This window comes from Methylophaga marina, assembly GCF_030296755.1.
Classification (GTDB): Bacteria; Pseudomonadota; Gammaproteobacteria; order Nitrosococcales; family Methylophagaceae; genus Methylophaga; species Methylophaga marina.
In genome coordinates this window covers 175,810-202,547 of record NZ_AP027741.1, presented here as the reverse complement: position 1 = coordinate 202,547, position 26,738 = coordinate 175,810, and the positions used below count along the sequence as shown (strand labels likewise).

The following is a 26,738-nucleotide window of genomic DNA, read 5'->3' as shown; positions in this document are numbered from 1 at the left end:
GAGCGCCTGCAGAATAACAGGCGCTCATCTTAATCACGCTTTCCTGATCTTCATCAATTTATTCGTTATTCCTCTTTATGGTAGTCAGCAATAAGAGTACGCTGATTGAAACTATCATTTTTATCAAATGTCAGCTTAAGTAAGTCAAACCATTGTCATCTTACTTAGCTAGTCTGCACTGATACATAAAGCAAGGAGTACTCTATGAACAGCACTTTGTCTGCTACACCTCTTGATGCCAACGATCTGACAAACATTGATGCTTACTGGCGAGCTTGTAACTACCTTGCCGCAGGCATGATTTATCTGCAAGACAATCCTTTACTGCGTGAACCACTTAAAGCGGAACATATTAAAAACCGGCTATTGGGACACTGGGGTGCCAGTCCGGCTTTGAGCTTTTCTTATATCCATTTGAACAGATTGATTAATAAGTACGATCTGGATGCGATTTTTCTAGCAGGCCCTGGTCATGGGGCACCTGGTGTATTAGCGCCCGTTTATTTGGAAGGCACTTACTCAGAGATTTATCCGAATAAAAGTGAAGACATTGACGGTCTGAAACACTTTTTTAAATCCTTCTCTTTTCCGGGTGGAATAGGAAGTCACTGCACACCTGAAACGCCAGGCTCTATTCATGAAGGGGGAGAGCTGGGATACAGTGTTTCACATGCCTTTGGTGCGGCTTATGACAATCCTGATTTAGTTGTGGCCGTTATGGTCGGTGACGGCGAATCAGAAACCGGCCCGTTAGCAACCTCTTGGCATTCAAATAAATTTCTTAATCCTAAAACGGATGGCGCTGTTTTACCCATCCTGAATTTAAATGGATACAAAATAAATAATCCCACGATTTTGTCTCGTATTTCACATGAGGAAATTGAGCAGTTATTCCGTGGTTATGGTTGGACGCCACATTTTGTCGAAGGTGATGATCCTGAGCTTATGCATCAAACCATGGCAAAAGTGATGGAAGAGTGCATTGTGGACATTCGTGAAACACAGCAACGTATCAGAGAGTCTGGCAGCGATGAAAGACCGCGTTGGCCGATGATCATTCTGCGCACTCCCAAAGGCTGGACAGGGCCAAAAGAAGTGGATGGTCATAAGGTCGAAGGTTTCTGGCGCGCGCATCAAGTGCCATTAGGTGGGGTTAAAGACAATCCGGAACACCTTGCTCAATTAGAAAACTGGCTCAAAAGTTACAGACCAGAGCAACTATTTAATGAAGATGGTCAGCTTCTGCCAGAGTTAAAAGCACTGGCACCAAAAGGTAACAAAAGAATGAGTGCCAGCCTACATGCCAATGGTGGATTGCTTAGAAAATCACTGAAAATGCCTGATTTTCGTGATTATGCGGTATCTATCGATAAGCCAGGTCAGAGTCTGGTAGAAAATACCCGACCATTAGGTCAGTTTCTTCGCGATATCATGAAGAAAAATATGTCTAATTTTCGGGTTTTCGGTCCAGATGAGAACAGCTCGAATAAGCTGGATAATATCTATGAAGTGAGTAAAAAAACATGGATGGGTGAGTTATTACGCGAAGATCAGGATGGTGGCGAACTGGCACGAGATGGTCGCGTTATGGAAATGTTATCCGAACACACGCTGGAAGGTTGGCTGGAAGGGTATTTATTAACGGGTAGACACGGTTTTTTTGCCAGTTATGAAGCGTTTATTCATGTGATTGACTCCATGTTTAACCAACATGCTAAATGGTTGGATATCTGTAATAACATCGCATGGCGTGCACCGATATCCTCGCTTAACTTACTGATTACATCCACAGTCTGGCGTCAAGATCACAATGGTTTTACCCACCAGGATCCGGGCTTTTTAGATTTAGTCCTCAATAAGAGTCCAAAAGTCTGCCGTATTTACCTGCCACCAGATGTGAATACTTTGTTATCTGTTGCCGACCATTGTTTGAAGGCCAAAAATTATGTGAATGTGATCGTGGCCGACAAACAAAAACATTTCCAATATCTTGATGCGGATGAAGCTGTTAAACATTGCACAAAAGGCGTGGGAATATGGGAGTGGGCAAGTTCAGATGAAGGTGTTGAACCAGATGCTGTGGTGGTGGGGTGTGGTGATATTCCCACCCAGGAAGCACTGGCCGCCATCGATCTTATTCATCAGTATTTTGATGATTTGAAGATTCGTTTTATTAATGTTGTCGACTTATTCAAACTCATCTCGGACAGTGAACATCCTCATGGTTTGAGTGATAAAGACTTTGACAGCCTGTTTACAAAAGATAAACCGGTGATCTTTAATTTCCATGGTTATCCATGGTTAATTCATCGCTTGATTTACCGTCGGACCAATCATACCAATTTTCATGTTCATGGTTATAACGAAAAGGGCAATATCAATACGCCACTCGAGTTAGCTATCCGTAATCAGATTGATCGATTTACTATCGCTATGGACATCATTGACCGCGTAGATCGTTTACAAGGTATTGGTGCTCATGCAAAACAACAATTACGTGATCATCAAATAAGCTGTAGCTTATATGCCTATGAATACGGTATCGATAAGCCAGAGTTTGGTGATTGGAAATGGGGCAATATCTCAACCATAAAAGAGTAAGGCCATGACAACGCAATCTGTCATTCTCGTGCTTAATAGTGGAAGTTCGTCTGTTAAATATAAATTACTTCAGCTCAAGGATGAGGCTGTTTTATTAGAAGGCAGTATCCAAGGGATTGGTGAGTCATCCGCAAAACATCATGTTTGTGTGGATAAACGTTTTTCAGACAACGTCAAACAGCCAGAGTCTAGTGTTGTAATAAATAATCATCAGGCAGCTTTTCACGTGATTGCAGATGATATGCAGTGTTTCTTTAACGGGGCATCGGGCATACAGTTATATGTGATAGGCCATAGGGTTGTTCATGGTGGTGCTCAATTCTTTGCTCCTGTTGAGTTGAACAAAGATGTGCTCACGACTATTGAGTCATACCAACATCTGGCACCACAGCATTTACCAGGTAATATTGCAGGTATAAAAACCTGCCAGGAATTATTTTCTCAGGTCAGACAATTTGCCGTTTTTGATACCGATTTTCACCAGACCATTCCGGAGCATGTCTATCGGTATGCAGTGCCTGATGACTGGTATAAAAATCATGATGTCCGTCGCTATGGGTTTCATGGCTTATCTCATCAATATGTAGCTCAGCAGGCCGCTGTTTATCTGGACAAACCTCTGAATGAACTCAATTTAATTACCTTGCACCTGGGCAATGGTGCAAGTGCTTGTGCAATTAAAAATGGCCAGAGTTTTGATACTTCGATGGGCTTTACGCCATTACAGGGCCTTATGATGGGAAATCGCAGTGGCGACTTGGATGCGGCTGTACCTCTATACATTCAGGAGCAGACAGGTATCTCAGCAGAACAGCTGGAGCATCAGCTTAATTTTGAATCCGGTTTGGTGGCGATTACCGGCTCACATAATATGGCTGAAATTCAGCATCGAGCTGAGCAGGGTGATAAAGAAGCGAGCTTAGCGATTCAAATGTATGTGCACCAGCTTCGACGTTATATTGGCGCCTACATGATTAGTCTGGGACGAGTCGATGCCATCATATTTACTGGCGGCATTGGTGAAAATGCAGCCATGATTCGTGCTTTGGCCTGTGATGAATTAGGCCGATATGGCGTCGTTATCAATGCTGAAAACAATCAGAAGTTAAAAGAGACTGTTTCAGCCGTTCATCATCTGAGGAGTGATGTACCTGTCTTGGTGATAAAAACGGATGAAGAAAAACAAATCGCACGGAATATTGCCATGCAGCTAAACTTAAACAAATAAAAAAGGCACCCGATGGATGCCTTTTTCAGAAAAACTAGTCGTAACTATAATGCTTACGCAATGTTTTTGTGACTTTCCAGAAGCTTTTTAATCCCGCTGGAAATTCAACATAATCACCAGCAACAACGGTAACAGGTGCTTCACCATCTGGTGTTACAACGATTTCGCCTTCTAAGATATAGGCTTTTTCAGTTTCGTCGAAGTCCAATCTGAATTCAGTCACAGGACAGTCCCAGATTTCCCAACCCGCAACACCTAACTCTTGCAAACGTGCTTCACTTGGGTTTTTTTCAATTATAATTTCAGGCATAGTGATCTCTAAAATATCAATGTAGATAGCTCAATCTCACAATTGAGTAAGCCGTTATTGCCATGATGGCAGGCGAATAATAACAGAAAGCAACTAACAAGAAGGATTCTTGTCGCACTCATTAATAGATTGATACAACTGTTCTTAATGAAAAGAGCGGTGTTCAGGAGGCGTGAAATGGATGCAAAAGTGATATCACTACTAGCGAATAAGCCAGATACGCTGAATGGGCGATTAGAAGTGTTGCATGAGTGTTTGCGACAGAGTTTGCCTCAGATAACGCAGTCATCCTGTCTGCTTTATGATGAGAAAACAGATTCACTGAAAAAATTTCTGAGTAGTCATCATTTCGCTAGCCACGGCATGGATGAAAGTCTCTACCTCAAATCTAACCAAGCCTTGTTTACCTTATGCCAACAAGAAGAAGGTAAGCTTGTCTCATTCGCCACGGATGATCCCATCTGGCAACATTTTCAACAAGATCCACAAAGTTTAGCCGCGTCTATTATTCCCATTAAACAAGCACAACGCTTTATTGGGTTTGTTTGCTTTGAGATTGAACATCTACCTCAACATTTGAGCGACGCAGAAAAAATTACGTTAAGTTTGTATGCTCAATTCATATCCATGATGATTAATGAAGAATTATCACTGGTTAATACCTTGTTAGCGACAGTCAGAGCAGCTAGAGATTTCACTGATTTCAGAGATTTTGAAACCGGATTACATCTTGATCGTATGGCATGTTACGCCAGAATTATTGCTACTGATTTGGCAAAAAAACATCGCTTGAGTGATGAGTTTATAGAACATGTGCACATATTTGCCCGACTGCATGATATTGGCAAGATCGGTATTTCTGACACCATACTCAATAAACCAGGTCGATTGGATGATGCAGAGCGCAGCATTATGAAAACCCATGTGGAAAAGGGGATTGTGATGCTCGAGCAAGTGCTGAATGACTATAACCTGGTAGATATGCGTGATACCGATATGATGCGAAATATCGTAGCCTGTCATCATGAATACATTGACGGCTCAGGTTACCCCAAAGGTTTAAAAGGGAAGCAGATTCCACTTGAGGCCAGAATTGCAACGGTAGCAGACATCTTTGATGCTTTGACCTGCCAACGCCCCTACAAAAAACCGTGGCCTTTAGATGATGCCCTTGCTGAACTGGAAAAAATGCAACAGGCGAATAAACTGGATGCTGAGTGTGTGGCTGCTGTCAGGCGCAACAAAGCAGAATTTGAAAAAGTAATGAAAGCACTATCTGATGATAAAAAGCCGTTATAACTTGAGCAAACACGCTCAGGTTATAACGACTAACTGGATTTAAAATGTCAGTGTAGCAGCCATTTCGTTATTAATTTTCACCAGGCAAATTAAATCTTTTTTCATCTTCCATTTACAGTCTGAAGTGACGGTCATACCGTCATACTCACCACTGAAATGGCCTTCATCATAGTTATATGATAACTGACCATTTATCACGACATTGTTATTAATTAACACTTGGTGTTCAAAGCTGATTTGATCAAAACGACCATACACCTCAACTTGTTGCTCTGCGCCAGCTGGACGATAATATTGTTTAGGTGATGCGGACGTGCAGCCAAGTAATGTGGCAACAAGTGCAGCGATGATAATTTTTTTCATAAGTCGTCCCAGTAAAAAGTGAATAAGCTCATTAATAGTACAAAAAACCGGTTTGAACGCCTACCTTTCACATCAAGTTTAATAAGATCGTCAATGTGACTAATGAAATAAGCGTAGAGAGCATAATAGTCTGAGCCGTAATAAATGCATCACGCTGGTAATATTCGGCCAGCATAAAAGGCCCAGTACCTGTCGGTAGCGCAGCCAATAATATTGCCATCATGGCTAAGGTATTATTCATATCAAACACCCATAAAGCCAACACAGCGACAAGCAGTGGTTGAGCGATAAGCTTGGTAAACGTTAATACCCAAGCAATCTGTTTTGCTCGCATATCCACACTATCAGCTTGGTTTACATTACTGGCTAAAAATAACCCTAAACTCACTAATGCACATGGGCTGGCGGAGTCTGAGAGCAGATGAAGAAATGTTTCAATGCTGTTGGGCAGCGTCAACCCAGAAGCCGCGACCAACACGCCGGCAATCGGAGAGACAACTAATGGATTACGGAAGACCGCAGAAAAAACATGTTTCATTCTATGGTGGAGCGCTTTTTCAGCTTGCAACCCCGTTTCTATTAACATGATGGCAATAGAAAATAAGATACACACCACAATAATGGATGCGATAGTCGTGGGCACTTGACTGGATGAACCAAATACTAAAAATAACAATGGAAAACCGACGTAACCCGTATTGGAGTAAGCCGCTGCCACACCATCAACACTGGCGTCAGCTAAATGACTACCCTGATTTAACCGCCACAACAGAATAAAAACAAAAATAACCCCAGTACCAAGCAGATAAACATAAATAAAAGCAGGCTTAAATAAAGCTTGCCAATGGCTATGTGCCATAATGTCGAACAATAAGGCAGGCAGGGCTAGCCAGACGACGTAACGGTTTAATTCGCTAGCCGCTGTGGGTCGAGCACGCCGGTTTTTCTAGCGATAAAACCGGCCGCAATCAACCCGAAAATCGGTAACAAAATTGAAAAAGTAGTAAGCATCAGATAGATGAGTTTTTGTTGCAATATTAAATGATATCAGGATGATCGTTAGGTGCCTAACCACTATGGGTCAGAAACAATAAAAAGGCAGATATGCTGAATAAAATCAAACGCATTTTTATCAAATGGCTTCTTTATGCCATGCTGGGATGGTTAGTGTTGAGCCTGCTTATTGTCCTGCCGTTTCGCTGGTTGAACCCACCCGTCAGTATGGTGATGCTGGAACGTTGGCTGACGCATGATGATTACAGTATTCAACAAACCTGGTTAAGCTGGGATGAGATGCCCAAAAAAGCTGCTTTAGCGGTCATTACCTCTGAGGATCAGCGTTTCCCGATACATCAAGGCTTTGACGTCGATGCCATTATGAATGCTTTGAATGAAGCTGAAGAGGGTGGCCGCTTACGTGGAGCCAGTACCATTAGCCAGCAAGTCGCTAAAAATATGTTCTTATGGACGGGCAGAAGTTGGCTGAGGAAAGGCCTTGAGGTCTGGTTTACGTCATTGATCGAAGTAACCTGGGGCAAACAACGCATTCTTGAAGTGTATATGAATATTGCAGAGTGGGGACCCGGCGTCTTTGGTATTGAGGCCGCTAGTCAGTATCACTTTGGCAAACGCGCCTCGCAACTGACGGATATGCAGGCGGCTTTATTAGCCTCTACCTTACCAAGTCCGTTGAAATATGATCCGGCAAGACCTGCACAACATCTCATTGATAGAGCCCGTTGGAACTTAGCCCAACAACGTAAATTAGGTGGTACAAACTGGTTAGCCACGATATCAGAATAAAAAAAACCGCCAGTACTAGAAGGGGTACTGGCGGTACCGAGGACGAGAGAGTTATTTAAGCCAGACTTTCCAGCCTTTCTCTGCCATACACTCAATAAAGCCAACGGTAACTTGGCTAAAATTACCGTTGATTGGGTGCTCTTTACTCAAGCCATCTTGACAGGCTTGACCATCATTAAGTAATTGCTCGGGGCCTGCACCCGCTTTCCACCAGGAGCTAACACCAACAGGCTGTAGTGGATCGGCTGGAAGTGGTGCGGGTTCAATGTCAGTTTCAGTCGTTTTCTCAGCGATAAATTGATCGGGCGAACTCTTTGTATAACTTCCATGAATCACCGCTTTATTAGCGGGACTGCCGGTTTTGGCTGCTGCTTCATTGGCCTTGTTGTCGAGATCCAGCACTATCCAGCCATGTTCTTTTAAGCACTTTTTAGTCTGCGCCTCTGTATTGGTGCTGGCAGCACACACATCTTTTTCCTGTTGGAAATCACGAGCGGATGCGCCGCGTTTATAACTGAATTCACCACAGGCAGTGAGAGTAAGACTCATTATGCCGAGTGATGTGACGGCTAGCGCCTTATTAAATTTTCGTTTTTGAAACATCCGTCTTTCCTTGATGACTCTTTAACATGGCTACAGGTTACCTGAACAAGTGGGATCTGTTTCTACGCAATTTCACGTATTCAAGCTTCTGACCCAGCTCACTAGTATTGCTCCTGACGCGAACATCACGTTTGCGACTTTTTCTTTTCTCGGATGGCTAACAGGGGCAATTAGAATGAAAATGAAACTCAACTCTCTCACCTACGCAGTGGCGCTTGCCAGTTCTGCATTGATGGCACCAAGTGTGTCACAGGCAGCTGGCACCATCACGTTTGGTGAAGATCAATATGTCAGCGTCGGTTTTGGTATGCGTGGTAGCTATACCAATGCTGAAGACGGTGCAAATGACGGTGGTCGCTCAAATGACTTCAACTTAGATAGTGCCAGACTCTATTTCTCAGGTGCGTTAAACAAATACATCAAGGGTATGTTTAACACTGAAATGAACAGCGATGAGTCAATGAAAGTCATTGATGCTGCCGGTATTTTCCAATTGACTCCTGATTTTGCGATCTGGACAGGTCGTTTCTTATCTCCAAGTAGCCGTGCCAACATGGCTGGTCCTTACTACACATCAGGTGATGGTTATTGGCAAAACATTGCAGCACGTTATGGCTGGAATGGTGGCACCATCGGTCGTGATGAAGGTGTAGCAGTAGTGGGTACAACCTTAGACCAACGTCTAGCTTATTCATTCGGTGCTTTCGAAGCAGACAAAATCTTTTTCTACAGTGGCTTAGGTAACGAATCTACCTCAAACCCTAATCAAAGCGATGAATTGATGTATGCCGGTCGTTTGCAATACAGCTTCTGGGATAAAGAGCCGGGTTATTACGGCACAGGCAACTATTTAGGGGCTAAAGACATATTCACGATTGGTGTGTTTGGTCGTTCAAAAGAAGATGGCGCAGCGTCAACTACTGATGTCGGTGATTACAGCCAATATGGTGCTGACTTATTAATTGAGAAAAAACTAGGTGCAGGTGCCATCTCATTCGAAGCCGCTTATTACGACTACGACACTGATGATGTGTTTGAGTCTGAACAGGGTGAAGCCTACGCGCTAGGTGCTGGATTTATCTTCAGTGAGAAAGTGGGCTGGGGACAATTTATGCCAATCGTTCATTATCAAAATTTTGATGCTGACAACGGCATTGAAACAGAACGTACAGATTTTGGCGTGAACTACATCATAGACGGTTACAACGCTCAAATCACAGCCATTTACAGAAATCTTGAAGTCACGAATCAATCTGATGATGACGCTTTTGTCATCAGTACCCAACTTCAGTTCTAGTAGAAGGAGGAACTAAATGAAAACGATAGTAAAACTCGATTTAGATAAAAAACCATGGGAGCAGGACGGTCAAATCCATAACCGTTGGCATCCAGATATACCCATGATCGCCATGGTCAAGCCCGGTGATGAATTCCGTGTTGAATGTATGGATTGGACTGGCGGTCAGATTGGCAATAATGACAGTGCGGATGATATCCGTGATGTCGATTTAACACAGGTTCACTATTTAAGTGGCCCGATTGGTGTTGAAGGTGCCGAACCTGGCGATTTGATGGTGGTAGACATTTTGGATGTCGGCACCTTTGAAGATCAGCAATGGGGTTTTAATGGTTTATTCGCTAAAGAAAACGGTGGTGGTTTTTTAACTGACCACTTCCCTGATGCCAGTAAGTCTATCTGGGACTTCCACGGTATTTACACGACATCACGTCACATTCCAAACGTGCAGTTTGCCGGCATTATGCATCCTGGTTTGATTGGTTGCTTACCATCAAAAGAAATGCTGGAAGAATGGAATCAGCGTGAAGCTGACTTAATTGCGACTGATCCTGACCGTGTACCTATGCTTGCATGTCCGCCTGAAGAAAAATCAGCGGTAATGGGGCGATTAAAAGGTGATGAAGCGGCTGCTGCGGCTAAAACAGGTGCACGTACGGTACCACCACGTGAGCACGGTGGTAACTGTGATATCAAAAACCTGACTAAAGGTTCACGTATTTATTTTCCTGTGTATGTGAAAGACGGTGGCCTTTCAATGGGTGACCTTCACTTCTCTCAAGGTGATGGTGAAATCACTTTCTGTGGTGCGATTGAGATGGCGGGTTACTTAGATATCCGTGTCAACTTAATCAAAGGCGGCGTTAAGAAATATGGCATCAAAAACCCACTGTTCAAACCAAGTGTGGTTGAGCCTAAGTACCGTGATTACCTGATTTTCGAAGGTATCTCAGTTGATGAACAAGGTAAACAACATTACCTGGACGTTAATGTGGCCTACAAACAAGCTTGTTTGAACGCCATTGAGTACATGAAGAAGTTTGGTTACAGCGGTCAGCAGGCCGTCTCCATTCTTGGTACAGCACCGGTTGAAGGTCATATCAGCGGTATTGTTGATGTACCAAATGCTTGTGCGACCTTGTGGTTGCCAACAGAGATCTTTGATTTCGACATCATGCCTAATCCAGACGGCCCGTTAGAGCTGGTGACCCCAGGCATTGATACTGCAAAAACATCTTAATTGACTAGAGGAAGAGTGCGATGCCTGTTTATGACTACCGATGTGCGCAATGTGGCGAATTTTCAGCACTACGCAAAATGAGCGAATCCAGCTTGCCCTGCACTTGTGAAAACTGTGGTGAGTTAGCGCCACGTATCATCACGGCCCCAAATCTGGCCCTGATGGATGGTGGCAGAAAGAAAGCGTTTGAGCGTAACGAAAAATCGGCACACGACCCCAGACAGGCTCGACGTTCCAGCTGTGGTTGTTCAGGCACGCACACTTGCTCGACATCAAACAAAGACACGTCATCTTCTAACGAAAATAAACAAGGAAACGGCCTATTGATGCAAACGAAGAAAACTGCAAGACCTTGGATGCTCGGTCACTGAGTAACCAAACATTGTTTTAAAACTGGAGATTAATCAATGAAACATTTTAGTCGAAGAAAATTCTTAGGTAAAACAGGCGCTTTGCTTGGCGCAATGATAGCCGCTGGCTTCATTAGTACATCAGCAATGGCGGAAGACTACCCAACAGCTGAAGTGAATACCACAGGTTTGGCTGTAACGGATGACACCGTTAAAGTGGGTATCCTGCATTCATTGACTGGCACCATGGCCATCAGTGAGACCGGTGCTCAGGAAGCAGAAAAACTGGCTATCAAACAAATCAATGAGTCTGGCGGTATCTTAGGTCGTCAAATCGAAATTATTCAGGAAGATGGCGCGAGTGACTGGCCAACCTTTGCTGAAAAGTCACGTAAATTATTGGTGAACGATAATGTAGCTGCTGTTTTCGGTTGCTGGACTTCTGCATCACGTAAAGCGGCACTGCCTGTATTCGAACAGCAAAATGGTTTGCTTTACTACCCAACGTTCTATGAAGGTTTGGAACAATCACATAATGTGATTTACACCGGTCAAGAAGCGACTCAACAAATCCTGGCTGGTTTGGATTGGGTGGCTAAAGAAAAAGGTGCAAAAACGTATTATTTGATTGGCTCTGACTATATATGGCCACGTACATCAATGAAAATTGCCCGTAAACATATCGAAAATGTTTTAGGTGGCAAAGTCGTCGGTGAAGAATACAAACCATTAGGTGACACTCAGTTCGGTTCGGTTATCAATAAAATCCGTCTGAAAAAACCTGACGTTATTTTCGCCGCTGTTGTCGGTGGTTCTAACGTTGCATGGTTCAAGCAGTTAAACGCGGCTGGTATTAATGGTGCGAAACAAACACTGGTCACTATCTCTGTTACTGAAGACGAAGTCTTAGGTATCGGTGGTGAAAACCTGGTCGGTTTCTATTCAGTCATGAAGTATTTCCAAAGTCTGGATAACGACAATAACAAAGAATTCGTCAAAGCATTTAAAGAAATGCATGGTGATGACAGTGTTATTGGTGACGTAACTCAAGCCGCTTACCTTGGCCCTTGGTTATGGAAAGCCGCCGTCGAAAAAGCAGGCAGCTTTGATGTTGATAAAGTGGTTGCCGCTTCAGAAGAAGGTGACATTGAGTTAACAACTGCACCTGAAGGTTATGTAAAGCTTCATCCTAATCACCATCTGTGGAGCTACACTCGCGTAGCTGAATGGCAAAAAGACGGTCAAGCGAAAGTGATTTATCAATCACCTGAATTGATCGAACCAAATCCATTCCCAGAAGGTTATCAATAGACCGCAGTATCAAGATGGGCAGGCTGCATAAGCAGCTTGCCCTCTTTCAACCACGTTTCAATCACTCTTTTTAGATCACCTTCGGAGTAGCGTTATGGGCGATTATTCAATACAAGAATTGACATCAATTCTGGCCATGCAAGGGTTTGCAGGTTTGAGTTTATTCAGTGTGCTGCTGTTAATGGCACTGGGCCTTGCAATTATTTTCGGACAGATGGGCGTCATTAACATGGCCCATGGCGAGTTTATGGCAATTGGTGCGTATACCACCTATATGTTGTCAGTCATGACAGAAACCTATTTTCCTGAGTTTCTGAGTTATTACTTTTTCTTTGCCATCATTGCCTCATTCATCGTTGCCGGTGTAGTGGGCTATTTCATCGAATGGCTGCTGATCAGGCATCTCTATAAACGTCCTCTGGATACACTTTTAGCGACGTGGGGATTGAGTTTGATCATGCAACAGATTTTCCGTTCTCTGTTTGGCGCACGTGAAGTCAGCCCAACATTACCAGATTGGTTAATGGGCTCTTACATGCCAACAGATACGATTTTTATACCCATCAACGGTATGTTCGTTTTGGGATTAACCACCCTGGTCACCATTGGTGTCTTTATCCTCATGTACCGTTCTTCTTGGGGCTTAAATGTACGAGCCACTACACAAAATCGTGTGATGAGTGGTGCCGTCGGTATTAATACAACACGCGTTGATCGCATGACCTTTGCTTTAGGTTGCGGCATTGCCGGTGTGGCAGGCGCGGCTTTCACAACCATCGCCTCAACAGGCCCAACGTCAGGTTCTTTGTACATCGTAGATACCTTCATGGTCGTTGTCTTTGGTGGTGCTGCCAGCTTATTCGGCACGATCGCTTCAGCCTTCAGTATCGCTCAGGCTCAATCTATTCTTGAGTTCTTTATCAGCGGTTCCATGGCAAAAGTACTGACCTTGCTGACACTGGTCATCATTCTGATGATGCGTCCAGAAGGTTTGTTCTCTAGTAAAGTTCGTAAATAAGGCGAGGGGGTCATAATGAATTTCTTTGTAGAACGTTTTCTGGGTGGTAAGAATGGCGCTATTGGTTTAGCCATTCTCGCAGCCTTAATTTTGATTATCCTGCCTTTATCATTGGATTTATTCCGTCTTAATCTGGTAGGCAAATATCTAACGTATGCTTTTGCTGCTGTTAGTCTGGTATTACTTTGGGGCTATGGTGGTATTTTGAGTTTAGGCCAGGGCGTGTTTTTTGGACTAGGTGGTTATGCCATGGCCATGTTCCTGAAGCTTGAGGCTTCAGATCCTGAAAGTACAGCTATCCAGTCTACACCGGGTATTCCTGATTTTATGGACTGGAACCAGTTAACGGAACTGCCTTGGTTCTGGGTGCCATTTGAGCATTTCTGGGTTGCCTTACTGGCTATCTTGATTGTGCCATCGGTGTTTGCATTCATTATTGGTTACTCCATGTTCAAACGCCGTGTGGGTGGGGTTTACTTCGCTATCATCACTCAGGTTATCGCGGTTATCCTGACAGTGCTTATCGTCGGTCAACAGGGGTATACCGGTGGTATCAATGGTATTACTGACTTGAAAACACTGAATGGTTGGGATATCCGTTTAGATTCCTCTAAATATATTCTCTACTTTATTAATGCCTTTTTATTATTGGCGGTCATTTGCATCAGTCGTTTTATTTTGACCAGTAAATTTGGTCGTCTGTTATTAGCCATGAAAGATAAAGAAGACCGCGTTCGCTTCTCTGGTTATGACGTGTCTAACTTCAAAATCTTTATTTTCTGTGTGTCAGCAGTGATTGCAGCCATCGGTGGTGCGATGTTTACCCTGCAAGTTGGCTTTATGTCACCTTCGTTTGTCGGCATTGTGCCTTCCATTGAAATGGTGATCTTTGCTGCCGTGGGTGGACGTATGTCATTGATTGGTGTGGTTTACGGGACATTATTGGTCAATGTGGGTAAAACGACATTTTCTGAAACCTTCCCTGAGCTTTGGTTATTCCTGATGGGCGGATTGTTTATCGCTGTGGTGATGTTCTTCCCGAATGGTCTGGCCGGTATTTATGAAAAATACGCCAGCAAAATTGGTTTCCTTAAACGTCTGCAAAGCAATGGTGACAAAGCAGCAGGAAAAGATGCACTTGAACAAAAAGCTGAATTGGAAGGAGCTAAATAATGAGTACCTCTACTGATTTTCTGTTAGCGATTGAAGACCTGACAGTCTCATTTGATGGCTTCAAAGCGGTTGATACATTGAATATGTATATCGACAAAAATGAACTTCGTGTGATTATCGGTCCTAATGGGGCCGGTAAAACCACTTTGCTGGACTTAATTTGTGGCAAGACAAAAGCGAGTTCAGGCTCGATTAAATTCAAAAATCATGAACTCACTAAACAAGCTGAACACGAAATCGTCAGAACAGGAGTCGGACGAAAATTCCAAACTCCCTCTATCTACGAAAACCTGAGTGTGTATGAAAATCTGGAAGTCTCTTATCCAGAAGGCCGTGGCGTATTTGGCAGTTTATTTTTCAAATCGACCGATAAAGTTCGTGACACTGTTTTACAAATAGCAGAAGAAATCCAACTACTGGACGAGCTCGATACAGAAGCGGCCGTGCTCAGTCACGGCCAAAAACAATGGTTAGAGATTGGCATGCTATTGATGCAGGACCCTGAACTACTGATGCTGGATGAGCCAGTGGCAGGCATGAGTGCGAAGGAACGTGACGAAACAGCCGAGTTACTTAACCGAATTTGTCAAAACCGTTCAGTGATTGTGATTGAACATGATATGGAATTTGTGAAAAAAATTGCTCGTAAGGTCACGGTATTACATCAAGGGAAAATTCTGGCTGAAGGTGCGATGGATAATGTACAAAATGACGAAAAAGTCATTGAAGTCTATCTGGGCCATTAATCAGGTATTGAGGAGATAAAAACATGTTCGAAGTTGAAAACCTGCAAGTCAGTTATGGCCAGAGTGAAGTCATTCATGAAATCAGTTTTAAAGCTGAAAAAAATGAAACATTGGCGATTATGGGCCGAAATGGCATGGGTAAAACCACCTTATTTAAATCTTTAATGGGGATTTTGCCTAGTCAGTCGACAAAAGTGAATTTGGAAGGGCAAGATCTCAGTGGCATGGAAAGCTACAAACGTGTGGCGAATGGTCTTGCCTATGTGCCCCAAGGTCGAATGATTTTCCCTAATCTGACCGTTCAGGAAAATATTGAAACAGGTCTACAGGTATCAAAGCAGAAGTCGATACCGGAAGATATTTTTTCATTGTTTCCTGTGCTGCATGAAATGCGTCATCGTAAAGGCGGTAATCTATCGGGTGGTCAGCAGCAGCAATTAGCGATAGCACGTGCGTTGGTGACTAATCCTAAAGTATTGTTATTGGATGAACCGACGGAAGGTATTCAGCCGTCTATCATTAAGGATATCGCCCGCGTTTTAAATGAAATTCGTCAAATGCGTGAGATAACCATTGTCGTATCAGAACAGGTTTTAAGCTTTACTATGGATATCGCTGATCGCATCATGGTGATCGAAAAAGGTAATTTAATTCATGAAGATCTGCGTGAAAATGTGGATGCAGCTAAGATTAAACAATACCTGACAGTGTAATCGGCAGCCCCCATTCCCAAATGTTTTTTTGCATAGGGAGTGGGGGTGTCATGTTATCTTTTATCGCATGAAACCAGGACAGAATGCGTGACGCAATTGATAGACAGAACCCAAGTAAATACTGCAATGACAGGCTGGGATGCTCGTCTTCAATTAAGTTTTATCGAACGAAATGGTAAGACGATTCTGGCAAAAAAGGCCCACTCTGGTCCTTTAACTATTCAAAAATGTCTCTATCCCGAAGGGCCTAATCCGGCACATGCATTAGTTATTCATCCTCCAGGTGGTGTTGCGGGTGGCGACCGTCTGCAGCTTCTGTTTGAGCTGGCAACTTCTGCAAAGAGTTTGATCACGACGCCTGGTGCGACCAAGTGGTATAAGTCGGCTGGACGACAAGCCAGTCAAACCGTGACTATTGAGCAGCACGATGACAGTCTTCTCGAGTGGTTTCCCCAGGAAAATATTGTGTTTGATGGTGCTGATGTCACGCTGAAAACACAGGTCGAATTGAGCCAAAATGCGCATTTTGCGGGATGGGATATCAGTTGTCTTGGACGACAGGCCAGTGGCGAACACTGGCAACATGGGCGTTACCAACAAGTGTTGCAGATAAAGCGTGACGATCGTTTGATATGGCAAGAGAACGCGGTATTTAAGCCGGACAGTCTTATGCTGACATCGATAGCTGGATTACGCGGTTTTCCCGTGTTTGGTAGTTTTGTGGTCACCGCCGGTCATATCCCGGATAGTGTGATGGAGCAATGCCGACACGTCACACTCAACTCTGTAGCGCAGTATGGGGTTTCCGCACTCCCTGAAGTCTTTACAGCACGCTATATCGGCAATTGTGCACAAGAAGCACGACAGTATTTTGAACAATTATGGTCTTGTCTGCGGCCATGGTATGCAAACTCACGCGCTGTACGCCCACGTATTTGGGCAACCTGATTAATTATAGGATGTGACAATGGATTTAACGCCAAGAGAAAAAGATAAGTTACTGATTTTTACAGCTGCATTATTAGCAGAACGTCGTAAAGACCGTGGTGTGAAATTAAATTATCCGGAAGCGGTGGCTTATATCACCGCAGCGATTATGGAAGGGGCCAGGGACGGGCGAAGTGTCAGTGACCTGATGAGTTATGGCACGACCTTACTGACACGTGAAGATGTGATGGATGGCATTGCGGAAATGGTCACCGAAATACAAGTGGAAGCCACGTTCCCTGATGGCACCAAATTAATTACTGTACACGACCCCATAGTGTGAGGTGACAAAGATGATTCCAGGTGAAATGCGTTTTGCAAATGGTGATATTGAGCTGAATGTTCAGCGTGAGACCAAACTCATTGATGTTTCCAATTCAGGTGATCGTCCAGTCCAGGTCGGTTCGCACTATCATTTTTATGAAGTCAATGATGCCTTGTTGTTTGACCGCGATCAGGCCTATGGCTTCCGTCTGAATATAACAGCTGGCACGGCTGTTCGGTTTGAACCAGGTCAAATGCGTAGTATTGAGCTGGTTAAACTGGCAGGTGCCCAAACAGTATACGGGTTTGCGGGTAAAGTCATGGGAGCCTTGTCATGAGCGTTAAAATTTCTCGTCAGGCCTATGCTGAAATGTTCGGTCCAACGGTGGGTGATAAAATTCGTCTTGCCGATACCGAGCTATGGATCGAGGTTGAAAAAGATCTCACTACCTATGGCGAAGAAGTCAAATTCGGTGGTGGTAAAGTGATTCGTGATGGCATGGGGCAATCACAACTGTCTGCAGCCGAAGTGGCTGACACGGTCATTACTAATGCACTGATTATTGATGCTGTGACTGGCATTATCAAAGCAGATGTAGGGTTAAAAGATGGCCATATCTGGCAAATCGGTAAAGCGGGTAACCCAGATATTCAGCCGAACGTGACTATTCCTATCGGTGCCGGTACTGAGGTTATTGCCGGTGAAGGTATGATTCTCACGGCAGGTGGCATTGACAGTCATATTCATTGGATCTGTCCACAACAAATTGAAGAAGCACTCACCTCAGGTGTCACCACGATGTTAGGCGGTGGCACCGGACCAGCCACAGGCACGTTTGCCACAACCTGCACGCCAGGACCTTGGCATATTCATCGAATGCTGGAAGCGGCCGAAGCGTTTCCAATGAATATGGGCTTTTTCGGTAAAGGTAATGTCTCTTTACCTGAACCAGCGCGTGAACAAGTCGAAGCTGGCGTGATTGGTCTGAAGTTGCATGAGGACTGGGGTACGACGCCAGCCGCCATTGATAACTGTTTAAGTGTGGCAGAAGAAATGGATGTCCAGGTGGCGATTCATAGTGACACTTTGAACGAGTCAGGTTTTGTTGAAACGACCTTAGCGGCATTTAAAGATCGCACTATCCATACGTTTCATACTGAGGGTGCAGGTGGTGGTCATGCTCCGGATATCATTAAAGCCATCAGTTCACAAAATGTCTTACCGTCATCAACGAATCCCACCCGACCTTTCACGGTGAATACGTTGGATGAGCATTTGGATATGTTGATGGTATGTCATCATCTTGATCCTGCGATTGCTGAGGATGTGGCGTTTGCTGAGTCGAGAATTCGCCGTGAAACCATTGCTGCTGAAGATATTCTCCATGACACCGGCGCCTTTGCGATGATGTCATCTGATTCACAGGCGATGGGGCGGGTTGGTGAGGTAATCATGCGTACCTGGCAAACAGCACATAAAATGAAAGTCCAGCGTGGCACCTTGCCTGAAGATACCAAAGATGGCGCTGAGAATACCGATAACTTTCGCGTCAAACGTTATATCGCTAAGTACACCATCAATCCGGCCATTACTCACGGTATTTCCCATATTGTTGGCTCAATAGAACCGGGCAAGTTTGCTGATCTCGTTTTATGGCGACCTGCTTTTTTGGGGTAAAACCGACTTTGATCTTAAAAGGTGGCAGTATTGCCTCAGCCGTTATGGGCGATCCCAATGCCTCTATTCCGACACCGCAACCTGTTCATTATCGCCCCATGTTTGCCAGTTTTGGTAAGGGCCTGAAAAGCTCATTGACCTTTGTCTCTCAGGCCGCGATGGATAATCCTGAGGTGAAAAAACTGAATTTATCCAAACCACTTGTTGCCGTGAAGAACTGCCGTCAAGTGACCAAAAAAAATATGGTGCTAAACGATGCCACACCGGAAATCAGTGTCGATCCTGAAACGTATCAAGTGCTGGCTGATGGTGAATTACTGATTTGTGATCCGGCTACGGAACTCCCTATGGCACAACGCTATTTCCTTTTTTAGAGTAAGACTATGCTTGAAATACACACAAAATTAAGCAATAACGGCATCAGCGAGTTTGATGACATGGTATCGATGAGTTTTGATTTACGTCAAAAAAGTCGTATCCGGGTCAATCTGGCTTCAGGTCGTGAGGCGGCGATATTTATGCCACGTGGAGAAATCTTACGCGGCGGTGATATTTTGCAAGCGGATGATGGCTCTATTATTCAGGTACAAGCGGCTGATCAAAAAGTCATGATTGTCACCACCCATTCTGCACATGATTTGATGCGGGCAGCCTACCATTTAGGTAATCGCCATGTGCCATTAGAAATTGGTGATGGCTGGCTGAAGCTGGAAAGCGATTATGTGTTAAAAGACATGTTGTTAGGTTTACGTGTGACTGTGGAAGAGACCGACGCGCCGTTTGAACCCGAGGCCGGCGCTTATGGCGGTGGACATCACCATCATCATGACGATGATCACGACCATGATCATCATTCACATCATCACCATCATTAACATGAAAACCACAGCCGCATTTTCACGCTTATTACAACTGGCCAGCCCAGCTTTACCTATTGGTGCCTACAGTTATTCTCAAGGCTTTGAATGGGCCATTGAATCGGGCGATGTGACGGATAAACCAACCGCACAGCGTTGGATATCTGATGTATTGCTGACCTATTATGCGCAATTTGAATTGCCAGTGATGAAACGTTTGTTTGAGGCATGGCAAAACATGGATGAATCAGCCATCCAACATTGGGATAGCTTCTATAAGGCTGGTAGAGACAGTGCTGAAACCTGGCTTGAATCCAGACAAATGGGCTATTCCTTATTACGTCTGCAACAGGATTTAGATGCCTGGCCGCAAGCAAAATTAGATGTGATCACTGCCATTGATGAGCCCAGTTTTCCTACTGTATATGCGGGTACGGCGGTGAACTGGCAAATATCATTGGCGGAAACGTTGCATGTATATGCTTGGTCATGGATTGAAAATCAGGTCAGTGCGGCAATGAAAGCGATTCCATTAGGACAAGTGGCAGGTCAACAAATTCTGGTTGCCGTTAGTGAAAATATTACGGTCGTCATTGAACAGGCTATGCAATGTGCTGATGATGAAATGAGTAATTTCTGTCCCGCATTGAGCATAGCCAGCTGTCGGCATGAAACACAATATTCGAGATTATTCCGTTCTTAAAGTGAGGTATAAATGAAAGAACCATTACGGGTGGGGATCGGCGGGCCAGTCGGCTCAGGTAAAACGGCATTAACATTAGCTTTATGTAAACGTCTGCGTGATACCTATAACATAGCCGTTGTCACTAATGATATTTATACCAAAGAAGATGCACAGTTCCTAACCCGAAATGAAGCCCTGTCAGCAGACCGGATTATTGGTGTGGAAACCGGTGGTTGTCCGCATACAGCGATCCGTGAAGATGCGTCGATGAATCTGGAAGCCGTGGCACAGTTGAGTAAACGTTTCGAGCCATTGGATATTGTCTTTATTGAAAGCGGTGGTGATAATTTAGCCGCCACCTTTAGTCCAGAGCTTTCCGACTTGACCTTATATGTCATTGACGTATCAGCCGGTGAAAAAATACCGCGTAAAGGTGGGCCGGGAATTACCAAATCTGATTTGCTGATTATTAATAAAACAGACTTAGCGCCACTGGTAGGCGCTTCCTTAGACGTGATGGATGAAGATGCCAAACGTATGCGTGGGGAACGTCCGTTCTTTTTTACCAACCTGAAAGATGAGCAAGGTCTGGATGACATTATCCTGTTTATTGAAAAACAAGGCTTAATGCTGCACTAATTTTTAGATGAGGAATTGATAATGAAAAAAAGCCTTTTAATTTTAATGGCATTAGTCGGATTTCCGTTGACGGCGATGGCACACCCAGGCCATGACGCAGTCGGGTTTATGAGTGGGTTTTTGCATCCGTTAACCGGTTTAGATCATTTATTAGTGATGTTAGCAATCGGGTTCTGGGCAGCACGTGCACCCACTGAAAATCGCTTTCAAATACCGACCTTATTTATCATCTTTCTATTGATCGGCCTGACGATGGGGGCCTTCATGACTACGTCTAGTATGGTTGAGCTAGGTATAGCTGTGAGTGTGCTGGCAATGGGGCTCATTCTCTTCTTGAGTGCCAGAATCAGTGCGTTATGGCAACTGATGCTGACAAGTATGTTTGGTTTGATGCATGGTTTTGTGCATGGACAAGAATTAGTCCTGGCCGAGCATGGCTTTATGGCTATTCTGGGGTTAACACTGACAACAGCCGGTTTGTTAGCTACAGGTTTCTTGTTGGGCCGTCAGAAAGATCGTATAGGCCAGTATCTACAAAGCCTGCTAATATCTGTATTAGCCGTGGCAGGCGCCTTTTTCCTAATAGCTTAAAACACGCCTGTTTATATTGACCATAAAAATGTCCTGACATTGTCAGGACGTTTTTTTACCTACGTAGAATTACGTAGATAAAATGACTATGAGCATCAGTTAAGATGTTGAATCGTTTGTTGTACCAAGTTGCTGTTTGTTTAACGGACAGGCAAAAGCATCTTCCCAACGTCAGGATATGAATTTGACACCGAATGATGCCATCACTCCTTCTGCTGAGAATGAAGCACCACAACGTATTGTTAAAATACGGCGTGATTACAATACCTGGGTAGCTAACGAGACTCTGGAAGATTATGCCTTAAGGTTTACGCCAAATTCGTTCCGAAAATGGCCCATTTTTCGTGTCTCAAATACTGCGTTGGGGGCGATATCGTTTCTGGTTCTAGAAGCTATCGGCGGTACTATTGCCGTCAACTATGGCTTTACCAATGCTTTTTGGGCAATATTAACCGTTAGTTTAATTATTTTCTTAACCAGCTTACCGATCAGTCATTACGCCGCTAAATATGGTCTGGATATGGACTTGCTGACGCGTGGCGCTGGTTTTGGGTATATCGGTTCGACGATTTCATCTTTTGTCTATGCCACCTTCACCTTCATATTATTTGCTCTCGAAGCGGTGATCATGGCCTATGCCTTGAGTTTGTATTTCACCATCCCGCTCTATGTCAGTTATCTCATCTGTGCTGTGGTTGTGATCCCCCTCGTCACACATGGCGTCACTTTAATCAGTCGTATCCAAATGCTCACTCAGCCTTTATGGCTGTTTATGATGATTTTGCCGTTGGTATTTATCTTTATAAAGCAACCTGATGCCTTTTCTGGTTTGATGAACTTTGCCGGTGAATCCGGATATGACAGTGACTTTAATATTTATATGTTTGGTACCGCTGTCGCTATCGGTATGGCATTAATTCCACAAGTCGGGGAGCAGGTCGACTTCTTGCGGTTTATGCCGGAACGGACAAAAAAGAACTCCTTCCAATGGCATCTGGGTGTGTTAATGGCAGGCCCAGGCTGGATTTCAATGGGCATGGCCAAAATGTTTATTGGCGCCTTATTGGCCTATCTCGCCCTGATGGCAGGGATGAGTATCGAAGAAGCCATTAATCCTACCCATATGTACTACGTGGGGTTTAGCTATGTGTTTGCTAATACCGATGTGTTATTGGCGGTCACCGTCTTTTTTGTGGTGCTGTCACAAATTAAAATTAATATTACCAATGCCTATGCCGGCTCTTTGGCTTGGTCTAACTTTTTTGCCCGCCTGACGCATAGTCACCCTGGACGGGTTGTCTGGCTATTATTCAATGTACTGATAGCTACTATGCTCATGTTACTTGATGTGTTTCAGGCGCTCGAGCAAATTCTGGGGTTGTATTCCAATATAGCAATTTCCTGGATTACAGCAGTGGTAGCCGATCTGGTGATTAATAAACCTTTAGGATTGAGTCCCAAGGGCGTCGAATTCCGTCGAGCCTATTTATACGACATCAATCCTGTTGGTGTAGGGGCGATGGGTATAGCATCACTGATCTCCGTCACTGCCTTTTTGGGTGTGTTTGGTTTAGAGGCGCAGGCATTTTCATCCTTTATTGCTATGTTCACGGCTTTAGTCGCTTCACCTTTAATTGCTTGGTATACCAAGGGTAAATACTATCTTGCCCGCCAACCTTTTACCTTTCACCCGAGTAAAACCAAGGAAACATGCAGTATTTGTGGGCGTGACTATGAAATACAAGATGTGGCTTATTGCCCAGCCTATCAGGGGCCAATCTGTTCTTTATGCTGCTGTTTGGATGCCCGATGTAATGATGCTTGTAAACCACATGGGCGCTTGACCTCACAGTGGGAAAACATCATCTGCAAAGTATTACCGAAAGCCTGGTCAGGCAATATTCATAGCGGTGTTGGGCACTATTTATTATTGATGTCTTTGACGGTATTGATTCTGGCGTCTATTTTCGGTCTTATCTATGTCCATATTTCCCTGACCGTCACAGAATACTCAGCGCATATCATGCCAGCGATACAGCTTGGCTTTATCAAAGCATTTTCGACACTGGTCTTAGTGAGCGGCATTATTGTGTGGTGGCTGGTATTGACCTCACAAAGCCGGAATGTGGCTCAGCAGGAATCGAACAACCAAAATAATTTATTACAGCGTGAAATCATTCTGCATAAACAAACCGATGCTGAATTACAACAAGCACGAGTCGTAGCAGAGCAGGCGAATCAGGCGAAGAGCCGTTATATTACCGGCATTAGTCATGAGTTACGCACACCACTCAATAGCATTCTTGGTTATGCACAGTTACTGGATAATAATGACGATATCGTTGGCAATAATAAACATGCCACTAAAGTGATTTTACGCAGTGGTGAACACTTATTGTCATTAATTGAGGGCACCTTGGATATTGCCCGAATTGAAAGTGGTAAGTTGCAGTTTGATATTAAATCCTTACGCTTTCCCGAATATATTCAGCAAATCGTCAGTATGTTTGAAATTCAGGCTAAGAATAAAGGCTTACGATTTCATTACACCATACCTGATGACTTACCTCCGGTTGTGCGAGCCGACCATAAACGCCTCAGCCAGATTCTGATTAATATTATCGGTAATGCCGTCAAATATACTCGCGAAGGCGGTATCGATATTCACTTTAGTTATGCACGTGAATTCTTATCCATTGAGGTGGCAGATACGGGGCCCGGCATTGATGAAAAAGATATTGAAAATATTTTTCAGCCTTTTGTCAGAGGCAATACCGCAACGGGGGTTGGTGGCACGGGACTGGGCTTGACCATTTGTAAATTACTGACTCAATTGATGGGCGGTGTATTGGATTTGGAAAGCAAAGTGGGTGAGGGGACCACCTTTTACATTCGCTTATTTTTACCAACTGTGCGTCTTGATGAAGCATTACCTTCGCTGGCAATGCGTATGCCTGTCGGTTACAAAGGGCCACGTCGTAAATTACTGGTTGTTGATAATGAACCCATCGACAGAGAGTTGTTGATGAATGTATTGACGCCATTAGGCTTTGAAGTCAAAGAGGCAGCGTCAGGCCCCGAGTGTTTACGTATCTACCCTGATTTTAAACCCGATATCATTTTCATGGATCTGGCGATGCCTGAAATGGATGGTTGGGAAACCTGTCATCTGATTCGAAATGTGCATCAGTCTGATGTGCATATCTGTATTATTTCTGCCAATGCGTTTGACCGGAACTTGGAAAATTCATCGGGTATCTTACCGAGTGATTTTGTCCTTAAACCTGTCAATTTGATGGAGCTGATTAATTGGATTGGTGAGAGGCTCCATTTAGAATGGATTCAGGCCGACGAGACAGTGCCTGAAACAGATGAGTCTATTGATAGTGAGAAGATAATCCCTGAAACACATGTATTAGAATCACTGCTTGAAATGCTGGATTTGGGCTACATTATGGGGGTGAGAGAAATCATTGATGAGCTCGAATCACAAGGGATGGCGAGTCAATCATTTATTAATGAAATGCGTCAAATGGCAGAAACATTTCAATTGGAGAATATGAAACAATTTATTAAAGAGAAACTGCAAAATGACTGAAGCGAATCAAAATGCTGTGGTACTAGTGGTCGATGATGCGCCTGAAACATTAGCACTTTTACATGCTTCTCTTGTCGAGTCGGGTTACACCGTACTGGTGGCAAATAATGGCAATGATGCGATTCGTATTTGTAATGAAGCCTACCCGGATATTGTGTTACTGGATGCGGTGATGCCTGAGCTGGGTGGCTTTGATGTGTGTCGTCGATTGAAACAGGATATTAATACACGTCATATACCGGTGATCTTCATGACCGGATTAACGGAGTCAGAAGATGTGGTTGCCGGATTTTCTGCCGGCGGTATTGATTACGTCACCAAACCTTTAAGCCCGATAGAAGTCATTGCTCGCTTAAATACCCATCTCAAAAACTCAAGAATGATGAGTCATACCCAAGGTGCGCTGGATGCTTTTGGTCAGGCGGCGATTGCGGTACTGCCCGGCACCGATAAAATCATCTGGCAAACCCCGCTCGCTCGTGATTTGGTCGATAAATACCTCAATGATAAAAGTGATGAAGGTAAACATGCTGAACAACTGCAACAATGGATTCAGCAACTAAGTGAGGGCGGCAAAAAGCGTTTAAGACCACTGATGATTAATCATCCTACTGGACGCTTAATTTTTACGCCGGCAGATATCCGTAATGAGGAACAATGGCTTATTTTGTTACGTGAAGAGTCTGAAGCAGCGCAGGTTGAAGCTCTAAAAGCGGTGTTTAATCTGACTAAACGTGAAGCAGAAGTGTTGCATTGGGTCATATTGGGTAAAACCGATAAAAGTATTGGTGAAATCTTGGGTACCAGCCCTCGTACAGTGAATAAACATATGGAACATGTCTTTGTGAAACTTGGTGTTGAAACCCGAACCGCAGCTGCTTCACTGGCTGTGTCGAAACTGCATACATTAAGTGGTCACGGTGTTGATGCATAAATAAGACAGGCTAAAAACGCTAATTTCAGCGAGGGAAAAAGCGACGCTTACTGTGTACTCACGTGCGAATGAGACAAATAAATATGTCATGCTACTGGCTTATCATCTCCCACGGGAGTCAGTAAATGCAGCATTCTTCGACGAATATAAGTACATATCGAGAAAGTCAGGGGCATAACCTTTTAAATATTTCACACAGTCGCACAGCGATTATCACTGGAATGGTGGTGTACATTCACCAAATCACACATTTTTGTTTGACAGTACAACGATCGGTGTAAAACAAGCCTGTTTTAGAATCTTTAATCGCTTGAATAGCATAATCTACCGGCGGTTTGAGAATGTCACCACGACAGCATTTATAGATACGGTTTTTCGATATCAAGTTAGCTAACGTTTGTCGCTCATGGTCAACATAACACGACAATTGTATGTCTCTCTGGCACTGGT

General features: G+C 44.0%; 25 protein-coding genes and 1 pseudogene. 22 read left to right on the top strand and 4 right to left on the bottom strand.

Annotation, left to right across the window (positions count from 1 at the left end):
• Positions 1 to 204: 204 nt before the first annotated feature.
• Together QUE24_RS01015 and QUE24_RS01010 are read left to right on the top strand one after the other, a co-directional pair.
• Positions 205 to 2,601 (top strand): phosphoketolase family protein, encoded by a 2,397-nt coding sequence (locus QUE24_RS01015; RefSeq protein WP_286304849.1) that lies wholly within the window; start codon positions 205 to 207, stop codon positions 2,599 to 2,601.
• A 4-nt stretch (positions 2,602 to 2,605) separates the two neighbouring features.
• Positions 2,606 to 3,829 carry an acetate/propionate family kinase gene (locus QUE24_RS01010; RefSeq protein ID WP_286304848.1) on the top strand — a complete coding sequence of 408 codons (1,224 nt, stop codon included), beginning with the start codon at positions 2,606 to 2,608 and terminating at the stop codon, positions 3,827 to 3,829.
• A 34-nt stretch (positions 3,830 to 3,863) separates the two neighbouring features.
• Here the strand turns inward: QUE24_RS01010 and QUE24_RS01005 are convergent, their stop codons facing one another.
• Positions 3,864 to 4,139 carry a cupin domain-containing protein gene (locus QUE24_RS01005; protein WP_007145314.1) on the bottom strand — a complete coding sequence of 92 codons (276 nt, stop codon included), beginning with the start codon at positions 4,137 to 4,139 and terminating at the stop codon, positions 3,864 to 3,866.
• Positions 4,140 to 4,316: 177 nt separating this feature from the next.
• On the opposite strand from QUE24_RS01005, the gene QUE24_RS01000 reads away from it, so the two are divergent.
• Positions 4,317 to 5,438 (top strand): HD-GYP domain-containing protein, encoded by a 1,122-nt coding sequence (locus QUE24_RS01000; protein WP_286304847.1) that lies wholly within the window; start codon positions 4,317 to 4,319, stop codon positions 5,436 to 5,438.
• Between the two features lie 39 nt (positions 5,439 to 5,477).
• Here QUE24_RS01000 and QUE24_RS00995 read toward each other — a convergent pair whose 3' ends face one another.
• Positions 5,478 to 5,801: a hypothetical protein gene (locus QUE24_RS00995; protein ID WP_286304846.1), complete on the bottom strand. Its 324-nt coding sequence runs from the start codon at positions 5,799 to 5,801 to the stop codon at positions 5,478 to 5,480.
• 67 nt (positions 5,802 to 5,868) lie between these two features.
• Positions 5,869 to 6,672, bottom strand: coding sequence for an AEC family transporter (locus tag QUE24_RS00990; protein WP_286304845.1), 804 nt, complete (start codon positions 6,670 to 6,672; stop codon positions 5,869 to 5,871).
• A 233-nt stretch (positions 6,673 to 6,905) separates the two neighbouring features.
• Between QUE24_RS00990 and mtgA the strand changes: the two genes are divergently transcribed.
• Positions 6,906 to 7,604: a monofunctional biosynthetic peptidoglycan transglycosylase gene (gene mtgA, locus QUE24_RS00985; protein ID WP_286304844.1), complete on the top strand. Its 699-nt coding sequence runs from the start codon at positions 6,906 to 6,908 to the stop codon at positions 7,602 to 7,604.
• A gap of 51 nt (positions 7,605 to 7,655) precedes the next feature.
• Here mtgA and QUE24_RS00980 read toward each other — a convergent pair whose 3' ends face one another.
• Positions 7,656 to 8,207, bottom strand: coding sequence for a hypothetical protein (locus QUE24_RS00980; protein ID WP_286304843.1), 552 nt, complete (start codon positions 8,205 to 8,207; stop codon positions 7,656 to 7,658).
• 175 nt (positions 8,208 to 8,382) lie between these two features.
• Between QUE24_RS00980 and QUE24_RS00975 the strand changes: the two genes are divergently transcribed.
• From QUE24_RS00975 to QUE24_RS00885, 18 genes and pseudogenes are all read left to right on the top strand, one after another.
• The gene (locus QUE24_RS00975; RefSeq protein ID WP_286304842.1) at positions 8,383 to 9,504 is read left to right on the top strand and encodes a porin; all 1,122 of its coding nucleotides are present in this window, start codon (positions 8,383 to 8,385) and stop codon (positions 9,502 to 9,504) included.
• Positions 9,505 to 9,520: 16 nt separating this feature from the next.
• The gene (fmdA, locus tag QUE24_RS00970) at positions 9,521 to 10,744 is read left to right on the top strand and encodes a formamidase (RefSeq protein WP_286304841.1); all 1,224 of its coding nucleotides are present in this window, start codon (positions 9,521 to 9,523) and stop codon (positions 10,742 to 10,744) included.
• A gap of 20 nt (positions 10,745 to 10,764) precedes the next feature.
• Positions 10,765 to 11,115 carry an FmdB family zinc ribbon protein gene (locus QUE24_RS00965; protein WP_286304840.1) on the top strand — a complete coding sequence of 117 codons (351 nt, stop codon included), beginning with the start codon at positions 10,765 to 10,767 and terminating at the stop codon, positions 11,113 to 11,115.
• Positions 11,116 to 11,151: 36 nt separating this feature from the next.
• A complete protein-coding gene (urtA, locus tag QUE24_RS00960; RefSeq protein ID WP_286304839.1) occupies positions 11,152 to 12,405 on the top strand; it encodes an urea ABC transporter substrate-binding protein in 1,254 nt (417 codons plus the stop codon).
• Between the two features lie 94 nt (positions 12,406 to 12,499).
• On the top strand, positions 12,500 to 13,423 hold the full coding sequence (gene urtB / locus QUE24_RS00955) for an urea ABC transporter permease subunit UrtB (RefSeq protein WP_286304838.1): 924 nt from the start codon (positions 12,500 to 12,502) through the stop codon (positions 13,421 to 13,423).
• Between the two features lie 15 nt (positions 13,424 to 13,438).
• Positions 13,439 to 14,596, top strand: coding sequence for an urea ABC transporter permease subunit UrtC (gene urtC, locus QUE24_RS00950; protein WP_286304837.1), 1,158 nt, complete (start codon positions 13,439 to 13,441; stop codon positions 14,594 to 14,596).
• Entirely contained in the window at positions 14,596 to 15,342 is a 747-nt protein-coding gene (urtD, locus tag QUE24_RS00945) for an urea ABC transporter ATP-binding protein UrtD (RefSeq protein WP_286304836.1), read from the top strand. The genes urtC and urtD overlap by 1 nt, the downstream gene beginning before the upstream one ends.
• 23 nt (positions 15,343 to 15,365) lie before the next feature.
• On the top strand, positions 15,366 to 16,055 hold the full coding sequence (gene urtE / locus QUE24_RS00940) for an urea ABC transporter ATP-binding subunit UrtE (protein ID WP_286304835.1): 690 nt from the start codon (positions 15,366 to 15,368) through the stop codon (positions 16,053 to 16,055).
• Positions 16,056 to 16,142: 87 nt separating this feature from the next.
• The gene (locus QUE24_RS00935) at positions 16,143 to 17,003 is read left to right on the top strand and encodes an urease accessory protein UreD (protein WP_286304834.1); all 861 of its coding nucleotides are present in this window, start codon (positions 16,143 to 16,145) and stop codon (positions 17,001 to 17,003) included.
• Positions 17,004 to 17,022: 19 nt separating this feature from the next.
• On the top strand, positions 17,023 to 17,325 hold the full coding sequence (locus QUE24_RS00930) for an urease subunit gamma (protein WP_284451955.1): 303 nt from the start codon (positions 17,023 to 17,025) through the stop codon (positions 17,323 to 17,325).
• A gap of 10 nt (positions 17,326 to 17,335) precedes the next feature.
• Positions 17,336 to 17,644 (top strand): urease subunit beta, encoded by a 309-nt coding sequence (locus QUE24_RS00925; protein WP_286304833.1) that lies wholly within the window; start codon positions 17,336 to 17,338, stop codon positions 17,642 to 17,644.
• Positions 17,641 to 19,358 (top strand): annotated as a pseudogene (gene ureC, locus QUE24_RS00920) (urease subunit alpha). Before QUE24_RS00925 ends, ureC begins: the two are co-directional and overlap by 4 nt.
• 9 nt (positions 19,359 to 19,367) lie before the next feature.
• Positions 19,368 to 19,859, top strand: a complete 492-nt coding sequence (gene ureE / locus QUE24_RS00910) for an urease accessory protein UreE (protein ID WP_286304830.1) — start codon at positions 19,368 to 19,370, stop codon at positions 19,857 to 19,859.
• Complete coding sequence (locus tag QUE24_RS00905; RefSeq protein WP_286304829.1) at positions 19,786 to 20,544, top strand: urease accessory protein UreF; 759 nt, start codon at positions 19,786 to 19,788, stop codon at positions 20,542 to 20,544. Before ureE ends, QUE24_RS00905 begins: the two co-directional genes overlap by 74 nt.
• Before the next feature lie 12 nt (positions 20,545 to 20,556).
• Positions 20,557 to 21,165: an urease accessory protein UreG gene (ureG, locus tag QUE24_RS00900; RefSeq protein ID WP_286304828.1), complete on the top strand. Its 609-nt coding sequence runs from the start codon at positions 20,557 to 20,559 to the stop codon at positions 21,163 to 21,165.
• A 21-nt stretch (positions 21,166 to 21,186) separates the two neighbouring features.
• Entirely contained in the window at positions 21,187 to 21,756 is a 570-nt protein-coding gene (locus QUE24_RS00895; RefSeq protein WP_286304827.1) for a HupE/UreJ family protein, read from the top strand.
• 184 nt (positions 21,757 to 21,940) lie between these two features.
• Entirely contained in the window at positions 21,941 to 25,354 is a 3,414-nt protein-coding gene (locus QUE24_RS00890; RefSeq protein ID WP_286304826.1) for a hybrid sensor histidine kinase/response regulator, read from the top strand.
• Positions 25,347 to 26,288 (top strand): response regulator transcription factor, encoded by a 942-nt coding sequence (locus tag QUE24_RS00885; RefSeq protein WP_286304825.1) that lies wholly within the window; start codon positions 25,347 to 25,349, stop codon positions 26,286 to 26,288. Before QUE24_RS00890 ends, QUE24_RS00885 begins: the two co-directional genes overlap by 8 nt.
• Positions 26,289 to 26,738 lie beyond the last annotated feature (450 nt).

Excerpts from the sequence above, each read along its gene's own strand:
- QUE24_RS01015 (WP_286304849.1), top strand. The coding sequence starts at position 205 with ATGAACAGCACTTTGTCTGCTACACCTCTTGATGCCAACGATCTGACA.
- QUE24_RS00905 (WP_286304829.1), top strand. The coding sequence starts at position 19,786 with ATGGCGGTGGACATCACCATCATCATGACGATGATCACGACCATGATC.
- QUE24_RS00930 (WP_284451955.1), top strand. The coding sequence starts at position 17,023 with ATGGATTTAACGCCAAGAGAAAAAGATAAGTTACTGATTTTTACAGCT.
- QUE24_RS01005 (WP_007145314.1), bottom strand. The coding sequence starts at position 4,139 with ATGCCTGAAATTATAATTGAAAAAAACCCAAGTGAAGCACGTTTGCAA.
- QUE24_RS01010 (WP_286304848.1), top strand. The coding sequence starts at position 2,606 with ATGACAACGCAATCTGTCATTCTCGTGCTTAATAGTGGAAGTTCGTCT.
- fmdA (WP_286304841.1), top strand. The coding sequence starts at position 9,521 with ATGAAAACGATAGTAAAACTCGATTTAGATAAAAAACCATGGGAGCAG.
- QUE24_RS00895 (WP_286304827.1), top strand. The coding sequence starts at position 21,187 with ATGAAAAAAAGCCTTTTAATTTTAATGGCATTAGTCGGATTTCCGTTG.
- urtA (WP_286304839.1), top strand. The coding sequence starts at position 11,152 with ATGAAACATTTTAGTCGAAGAAAATTCTTAGGTAAAACAGGCGCTTTG.
- urtB (WP_286304838.1), top strand. The coding sequence starts at position 12,500 with ATGGGCGATTATTCAATACAAGAATTGACATCAATTCTGGCCATGCAA.
- QUE24_RS01000 (WP_286304847.1), top strand. The coding sequence starts at position 4,317 with ATGGATGCAAAAGTGATATCACTACTAGCGAATAAGCCAGATACGCTG.
- ureE (WP_286304830.1), top strand. The coding sequence starts at position 19,368 with ATGCTTGAAATACACACAAAATTAAGCAATAACGGCATCAGCGAGTTT.
- QUE24_RS00965 (WP_286304840.1), top strand. The coding sequence starts at position 10,765 with ATGCCTGTTTATGACTACCGATGTGCGCAATGTGGCGAATTTTCAGCA.
- urtC (WP_286304837.1), top strand. The coding sequence starts at position 13,439 with ATGAATTTCTTTGTAGAACGTTTTCTGGGTGGTAAGAATGGCGCTATT.
- ureG (WP_286304828.1), top strand. The coding sequence starts at position 20,557 with ATGAAAGAACCATTACGGGTGGGGATCGGCGGGCCAGTCGGCTCAGGT.
- urtE (WP_286304835.1), top strand. The coding sequence starts at position 15,366 with ATGTTCGAAGTTGAAAACCTGCAAGTCAGTTATGGCCAGAGTGAAGTC.
- QUE24_RS00995 (WP_286304846.1), bottom strand. The coding sequence starts at position 5,801 with ATGAAAAAAATTATCATCGCTGCACTTGTTGCCACATTACTTGGCTGC.
- QUE24_RS00975 (WP_286304842.1), top strand. The coding sequence starts at position 8,383 with ATGAAAATGAAACTCAACTCTCTCACCTACGCAGTGGCGCTTGCCAGT.
- mtgA (WP_286304844.1), top strand. The coding sequence starts at position 6,906 with ATGCTGAATAAAATCAAACGCATTTTTATCAAATGGCTTCTTTATGCC.
- QUE24_RS00925 (WP_286304833.1), top strand. The coding sequence starts at position 17,336 with ATGATTCCAGGTGAAATGCGTTTTGCAAATGGTGATATTGAGCTGAAT.
- urtD (WP_286304836.1), top strand. The coding sequence starts at position 14,596 with ATGAGTACCTCTACTGATTTTCTGTTAGCGATTGAAGACCTGACAGTC.
- QUE24_RS00885 (WP_286304825.1), top strand. The coding sequence starts at position 25,347 with ATGACTGAAGCGAATCAAAATGCTGTGGTACTAGTGGTCGATGATGCG.
- QUE24_RS00980 (WP_286304843.1), bottom strand. The coding sequence starts at position 8,207 with ATGTTTCAAAAACGAAAATTTAATAAGGCGCTAGCCGTCACATCACTC.